Origin of the sequence: Alicyclobacillus sp. SP_1 (assembly GCF_024706985.1) — a bacterium.
GTDB lineage: Bacteria > Bacillota > Bacilli > Alicyclobacillales > Alicyclobacillaceae > Alicyclobacillus_I.
In genome coordinates this window covers 1-5628 of record NZ_JAMCCX010000059.1, presented here as the reverse complement: position 1 = coordinate 5628, position 5628 = coordinate 1, and the positions used below count along the sequence as shown (strand labels likewise).

8 protein-coding genes are annotated in these 5628 nt (G+C 53.4%); all 8 read right to left on the bottom strand.

The features are described 5' to 3' along the window. Positions 1-69: 69 nt before the first annotated feature. Positions 70-483: a hypothetical protein gene (locus tag M4I36_RS13110; protein ID WP_258112202.1), complete on the bottom strand. Its 414-nt coding sequence runs from the start codon at positions 481-483 to the stop codon at positions 70-72. A 40-nt stretch (positions 484-523) separates the two neighbouring features. Then, complete coding sequence (locus M4I36_RS13105) at positions 524-1057, bottom strand: hypothetical protein (RefSeq protein WP_258112201.1); 534 nt, start codon at positions 1055-1057, stop codon at positions 524-526. Between the two features lie 237 nt (positions 1058-1294). Continuing rightward, positions 1295-1789 (bottom strand): macro domain-containing protein, encoded by a 495-nt coding sequence (locus tag M4I36_RS13100; RefSeq protein WP_258112200.1) that lies wholly within the window; start codon positions 1787-1789, stop codon positions 1295-1297. Continuing rightward, complete coding sequence (locus M4I36_RS13095) at positions 1786-2262, bottom strand: CinA family protein (RefSeq protein WP_258112199.1); 477 nt, start codon at positions 2260-2262, stop codon at positions 1786-1788. The genes M4I36_RS13100 and M4I36_RS13095 overlap by 4 nt, the downstream gene beginning before the upstream one ends. Positions 2263-2321: 59 nt before the next feature. Beyond that, positions 2322-2915 (bottom strand): hypothetical protein, encoded by a 594-nt coding sequence (locus M4I36_RS13090; RefSeq protein WP_258112198.1) that lies wholly within the window; start codon positions 2913-2915, stop codon positions 2322-2324. Positions 2916-3119: 204 nt separating this feature from the next. Then, positions 3120-3911 carry a hypothetical protein gene (locus M4I36_RS13085; protein ID WP_258112197.1) on the bottom strand — a complete coding sequence of 264 codons (792 nt, stop codon included), beginning with the start codon at positions 3909-3911 and terminating at the stop codon, positions 3120-3122. A gap of 593 nt (positions 3912-4504) precedes the next feature. After that, positions 4505-5275: a hypothetical protein gene (locus tag M4I36_RS13080; protein WP_258112196.1), complete on the bottom strand. Its 771-nt coding sequence runs from the start codon at positions 5273-5275 to the stop codon at positions 4505-4507. An 88-nt stretch (positions 5276-5363) separates the two neighbouring features. Beyond that, on the bottom strand, positions 5364-5628 hold a 265-nt coding region (locus M4I36_RS13075), incomplete at its 5' end, for a hypothetical protein (protein ID WP_258112195.1).

Here is a 5628-nt window from a genome sequence, read left to right as displayed (position 1 = left end):
TTAGTAGATTGCACTCGATGGCTTTTTCGTCAAGATCTAGCCGTGGAATTTACACCACTACCTGAGACTCTAACGCGGATTGAGCGCCAACACTGTGGCAAGGGTGTCGAACAGATCCGTTTCCGCTTGCGCCATGGCTTCCATTCTCAGCGTGAAGGCTTCGTTCTCGCCTTCGTCATAGTCGAGGTCTCGGACTCTACAGAGTGCTTCCACGTAGCGCTTGGCCACGGCCAGAAACCGCTCCATCCACTCAAGTTTTTCTATAGCCAGTGTCTTCTCGTGCAAGACGAGTTGGATCTCGGCGTAGCGCTTCGCCCACTCCGGTCCTTTCATCACCTCCGGATGCTCGTCCAGGAGGTCTTTCACCCTCTTTAACACCTCGCGCATGGATTGAATCCTCGATTGAGAGAGCAGATACTCTTGTCTGGATAGCAGCACGCTATCCTTCGTCTGCAACGGCGTCACTTTTTTGTCCACGGCCACACACTCATTTCTCCTGGAATTCTGAACGTAGTCTTCTCTTTCACCGGTTCTCTGCCGCCAACTTTGCCATGGCGATGCCACTCGACAGCAATGCCGATAGGTAGAACCACTCCGTGACCGTCCACGGCCGATGGGCTTTCGCCTCTAAAAACGTCACCGCGTGTTCGTAGCTTCTCTCCCACTCGTGCCGTTCTAACGCGAGCAGCGCCTGACGCCATGCCGTGCGTTGCAAGGGCACCAGCGCCTTGGTCTCGCGCAACATGTGCCGTTGATACCACTGGGCTTCGCTGCGAAACGCGTCCAACCGTCCTCCCGTCAGGTGCGTTTCCGTTGACTGAGTTATCCTCGCCGCATGGGTCCGTTCGTCGTCCCAAGGCAGCGCCAGCCACTCCGGAATCAAAACGTCAAAGGTTTCGAGGTCCACCCAGAGGAATCCACCCAGATACAGCGTCTTTCGCACCGCTAAAAAAGTCTGAAGCAATCGCTCTGCTTCGTCCGTATTTACCTCCAACCGAACCCACGAACGCATGCCAAAGACGACGCTATCCCTTCCCATCGATACCTCAAACATCATCGGCCATCCTCTCTCACGGCTGCGATGGTAGCGCTTTGACATAGCGAGAGATCGCTCGCGACGTCCCTCCATACTCTCGATCTGAGAGCACATACAGGTTTTCCTTCGCACGGGCGATGCCCACACAGCCAAGTCGCGTCTCTTCCCGCAGTTCTTCCGGAGTATGGGACTTGTCATGTCGGTATGCCCATGCATCCCAGTATGCTTTCTGAACCGTTCGTTGCCAAGCAGCCCTTACTATAGGGTCACCACTTGCACGAGGGTCTCGCGCGGCAACGTATGTTCCCATTCGGACAAAGCAGCGTAGACAACCTCTCTTGGCAACCGTCCGGTGCCTGTCCCAAGAAGCGGCATCACCATGTGACGTATCTCCTGCTCCTCCACCACGTGTCGCAACGACACAAGACAACGCGCCACCGCCTTGAACTCGGCTCGCTGGCCCGGTCGCATCATCGTCACGGCATGCAGGACAAGGCAGTGTTCCGGAAGCGGAGGAACCGACGTCGTCACCACCACGTCGCCCGGCCGTGCTTGAACCCTGCGACATTCGCGCTTCACCACCGGTTCGAGTCGACCTTTCGTCGCATAGTGCAAGCTCTCTGCCACCCCGCGCATACGGACATACTTGCCAACCCATCCACCCATCCACCCGACGGCATTGGCCGCGTGAACCACGGCATCCGGTCTCTCGCGCATCACCACCTCTGCGATGTCTCCGTGGACAAGGTTCATCTTTGCAACCACTCCAGCAATCGTTCGAGCATGTGCTGGACCAAAAATTCTTTTTGCTGCTTGCGCTCGACCAAGGGAACCGCGACCGTTTCCGTCTTGTGAACGCACTCCCGACCGCACAGGCTAAAATGGACTTCGCCGGGTCGGCTATCGGCGTTGGCCGGGTCCACATTGGACAAGGTGCCCGTGACGCCTATCGCAAAGGTCGCCCCCACATTCCGCAGAGCGACACGAGACATCTCCTCCGCGCAAGCACGGCTATACACGCCATGCTCCGCAATCACTTGCTCCGACACACCCACGCGTATCTTTTGGGCATTGGAATAGGTGACATAACCTCCTTCGGTGACGCGCGACGAGCCTTCGACCGAAGTGATCTCGTGAAGAAAAGCCCCACCTGTGCAACTTTCCATGGCCGTGATGGTCCAGCCGTTGTCCTCCAACAGCCCCACCAACTGTTGTGCTCGATGCATCCAAACTTCGCCTCTTTTCTCAGATGAATTCCTCTGCGGCTTTAGCGTTGACTTGCCTTCTACGGACGCTCTCTTTCCTCACGAAGCATCCGAAGTAGCCCATGCACCATCGCTGACCCATACAACCGCTCCAACGTCGACAGTCCAGCATCCGGATCCGCTCCGTCGTCTTCTACAAAGCGCACCAGACGCGCGTACAGGCCCTGTTCAAACCCTTCCGCCAACCTCTCCGATCCTTCCGCCAACCACTCCGACCAGCACGTTGCCTGCGTCTCGCTCAGCGCCACGCCCTCTCGCACCAACGACGGCCACATCAGCCGAACCAAGCCCTCGAAGGGCTCTCTCTCCGCCTCCGGCAACACCTGCGCCGTCGCCTTCACCAGCTGCTGCGCCGCCACGACCGCTTCTGCTGATGCTCCGCCGCTTCGTCGCACGTTCGCGCTGCGCCATGCGTCGTACACGTCCCGCCAAGCCGACCTATCCAGCGTCGCCACGACCTCGAACACCCTCCACCCCGGCGTCTTCGTCACCGCTCGCAGCCGTGCTTCGATGAACTCCCGCTCCGTCCGCCCTGCGTCCTCCAACAAGTCATACTGCAACATCTGCTCCAGCAACTCTCCGCGTCCTATGCCCATGCTCGTCACGTTGCCCATTCGCCGCCACCTCTCTCGTCCTTCCTCGTCTTCTGCCTCTGCGAAGAACACGGCCTGGCCTACTTCCGCTTCGTACCGTCCACTTCTTCTCCTGCGCTACCTTCCTCGTCGCAGACCCATCCCACTCGAACTCCGTTCGCGTGGAACGAGTCTGCTCCTGTCGCGCGCTCCGGACGCGCCTTCGACGCGACCGAACCGCGCTTCCTACTTCCCTCCCGGCCAATCCAGCACCCGGAACTCTATGGAGCGCAACGCCTTCTCGGCCACCGCTTCAAGAAACTTCTTTTCTGCCGCATTCAGGACATACAGTACACGCCGAAAACGCCCTAACTCCGATATCCCCACATCCTTGTCCGTCACTATCCCGTAAATGCGACCCACGCTGTTCCCAACGGTCGTATCCGCATATTCGACTTCGCCTGAAGCGTGCGTCACCCGCCACTCCAAGGATGCCCCCTCTCGACGCTCGACGGCTCCTCCTTGTGAGCGAACCCACTCGAAATATGGAGAGAGCACACTTTCTCGATTTCCTTCCAGAATCGACATAAGCCACTTTGGGTGATCCATGGCCCACTCATACGACAGCAAAACCAAGCTCCCCTTGTTGATTCGATAGTCCTGAAGTTGACGAAAGGCTTCGTGGTATACCGAATTCCCTACAAACACACAACTTCCGTGTCCCCTCAGTAAAGTGGACGGAAATGCCCGTTTAACATAATGTGCAAATCCTTTTAAGCCTTTAATATAGAAGCCTACAAGTACAAAACGGTCGTAATTCCTCCGGATACTATAGGCCCCTGCCAACACCGGACGATCTCGCCACAACGTCGCCAGTTCACTGTCCTCTTCGTTTTGCGACGCGTGCCACGCACCCAATTGATTCAGCATCCTCGGCACACTCCAAAACTCCAAATCACACCCACCAGCGACCTCCATCAAGCTACTGTGAACATCCGCCAACTGAACGACACGTTCCGGATTTTGTGTTCGGTACACCCCAAGTTCTCCACTCGAATAACCCCACCGAGAAAGGAACGCATACTTCTCCCACTGACCTACCCCCCACGGCGTGAGATGCCACAGATGCAGACGATTGCATCGATGCCACTTTCCACCGAAATACCGGTTGACACTTTGTTGAGAGTCTTTGGCGTATCCCGATTCTCTAAGAAATATTGAGAGTCGATTCGCATCCATCTTTATGTTTGCCATCCGCATCAGCTGTTCCAAAGTCAATACTTTGTAGTCGTATAAACATTCACAAACACCACAAATTATACGTTCCTGTTTCTCCGACCATTGTTTGGGTTTCCGTTCCAATGGCCCTATGTCATCCAACTTTTCTCTTTTGGTTTCACCCATCCATCCAAACCCCCATCACCTTACGGTGTGTTTCTTTACACCGCAGCACCTGCCACTTGTCCACTACCTTTGCAGTTTTTAAGTAGGTTTTTGCTAAAAATAAAATGTCTAACCCCCCTTGTCCCATAAGGGAAATTCGTATTTTTTAGAGATGCTTTTTTGCTGCTTTTTATATTTTTTCTATACATCCCCCACTTTTGCAGCCTTAACATACCTTTTTTTTACATTTAGCACTCTTGGATTTTGACATTCTTTTTCCTCTTTTTAACATCCAAAAAGATTTCTTCTGTTGATTGCTTGGTGAGATACGTGAGCGAGAAGTTCATTCTCAATGCATCATCATTCACGAAGATGTTTTGTTGCACCAACGCATCGAGAATGGGGCGGATCCAAAAATGGTCGGGATCCAACGGCCGCGCGTGAACAATTCTTATCGTGACATCGACATCAGCGGCCCAAAACGGACCTTCTAAGGACGTTACATCCACAGTTCGTAAGGCACTCTCTACGAGCAGACTCCAAAAACGTCGCACACTCGTGAGACTACTAAGTCCGGAAAGTTTCTTGGAACGCAATACAAACAAATCACTTAAACACGCCATTTGGTACGGTAATCGAAAGGACAATCCCCCGTCTATGAATTGAACTTCGACGCCGTAATCTTTGGCCTGTTTGAGATCTCGCATGATTTTTTTCTCCACCGAAGTGGCCCACATCCGATTTGCACTCTCTCTAAGCCCGCGCAATTTCATTTCAATCTGCTCCAAAAGCCCTGAATACCGCTCATCAGCCATGCATAAGTCGTAGGTAGAACACTCCGCTGCCATCAGCTCAAACGACAAGCGCAGCAGCTGAGCCTCCTCCTCGTCTTGCAAGATGTCACCCTCGTCCAGTCGTTCCTTGTAGGAAGGAAGCTCTTTTCGAAGGACTTCATCGATAGCCTCCAATTCATTGCACACGTTGGCAACAGACATCTCGTGATCCTCTGAGTTTTTCAAGACTTCGCCTTCTCTCCATAGTTTGTGACGCATCTCTACTTTGGCAAAAAAACCATCTCTGAAACGGACATTTTTAGGACATCTTTTCTCACTCGCGAGCGGCATTGAGAACCATGTCTCGCGCAAAAGAATCGAAGCAGTCGATCATCTGCCATAAACTTCTATTGCTTCTATTGCTCTTAACAGCGTCAACAGCACAGTCGGCTTCTTGAAACCCTCTTTTTTCTATTGGTAGCAACAGAATCTTATTGGTCCAAAACAAAGTAAGGTATTGGATGCAACATTTTTCTATTGTTTCTATTGCTCTTAACAGCGTCAACACCACGGTCAGCTTCTCCAAACCCCTTTTTTCT

What these genes read in the sequence shown, in the direction of transcription:
- M4I36_RS13105 (WP_258112201.1), bottom strand. Translation starts at nt 1,057, where the DNA reads ATGATGTTTGAGGTATCGATGGGAAGGGATAGCGTCGTCTTTGGCATG.
- M4I36_RS13100 (WP_258112200.1), bottom strand. Translation starts at nt 1,789, where the DNA reads ATGAACCTTGTCCACGGAGACATCGCAGAGGTGGTGATGCGCGAGAGA.
- M4I36_RS13095 (WP_258112199.1), bottom strand. Translation starts at nt 2,262, where the DNA reads ATGCATCGAGCACAACAGTTGGTGGGGCTGTTGGAGGACAACGGCTGG.
- M4I36_RS13090 (WP_258112198.1), bottom strand. Translation starts at nt 2,915, where the DNA reads ATGGGCAACGTGACGAGCATGGGCATAGGACGCGGAGAGTTGCTGGAG.